1 protein-coding gene is annotated in these 1,107 nt (G+C 44.2%); it reads left to right on the top strand.

What is annotated here, in order from left to right; translation table 11 throughout:
• On the top strand, positions 1-868 hold an 868-nt coding region (bcsG, locus tag R7M72_RS25560; protein ID WP_318056522.1), incomplete at its 5' end, for a cellulose biosynthesis protein BcsG.
• Between the last annotated feature and the right edge of the window lie 239 nt (positions 869-1,107).

Here is a 1,107-nt window from a genome sequence, read left to right as displayed (position 1 = left end):
ATACAGCGGGCCTGCGGTCATTCGTCTACTACGAGCCAATTGCGGTCAACAGGAACACAGTCAACTGTTCCAACCCGCACCTTCAAAACAGTGCTACTTGTTCGAAAGTTTGAAAGAGCTAGGCTTCAAAGAAAATTTACTGATGAACCACAATGGTGTCTTCGATAGCTTCCTTGAATTGATCAAGAAAGACGGCGACTTACAAGCGGCTCTTATGTCTCAAGAAGGTTTGGCTCCTTACCAAAAATCTTTTGATGGCTCTTCGATCTTCCGCGATAAGCAAGTACTGGATAACTGGTGGCTGCAAAGACTTAACAGTAGTGACGACAAAGTCGTGGCACTCTACAACTCGATTTCACTGCACGATGGCAACCGGATCATCAATACGAATTCAAGCACATCCATTGCTAGCTACAAAATGCGCCTTAAGAATTTGCTTGATGACCTCCACGCGTTCTTTAAAACCTTAAAGTCCTCAAAACGCAACATCGTTGTCGCTTTGGTACCAGAACATGGTGGTGGTATGCGAGGAGACCGAATGCAAATTTCAGGTATGCGAGAAATTCCTGCGCCAACGATCGTTCACACCCCGGTAGGAATTAAAATCTTCGGAGAAGGAATTCAACGTCAGGGCAGCACAGAACACGTCAATGCGCCATCTAGCTATCTGGCGTTGTCACAGCTCGTGTCGAATATTCTGGATAAAAACATTTATCAAAGTAAGACGTTTAGCCCTTCAATATTGACGGAGAACCTACCAGAAACACGCATTGTCGCGCAGAACTCCGGTTCTACTGTGATTGAAGTACAAGGGAAGTATTATGTTTCTCTTGATGGTTCTAGTTGGATTGAATACCCAACAAAGTAGTCCCAACTAAACCATACAATGCAGTCTAAGGCCGGAACTTCCGGCCTTTGTTTTGCCTAAAATCGCACCGCTATCGTTTCTTCTCAACATCTTCGATTGTCTACAACCCAAAAATGCGTGAAAATGAATCAGTTATTATGCACTCAAGGGAATAAATCATGCCTATCGATTCACTGATCACTATCGGTATTTTCGTCGTCCTCGCTGTCGTTATCTTGTCTTCAGCCATCAAAACGGTT

Origin of the sequence: Vibrio sp. YT-18 (assembly GCF_033337345.1) — a bacterium.
In the GTDB taxonomy this organism is placed as follows: Bacteria; Pseudomonadota; Gammaproteobacteria; order Enterobacterales; family Vibrionaceae; genus Vibrio; species Vibrio alginolyticus.
The sequence above is the reverse complement of the archived record's forward strand: the minus strand, read 5'-3'. Positions and strand labels throughout refer to the sequence as shown.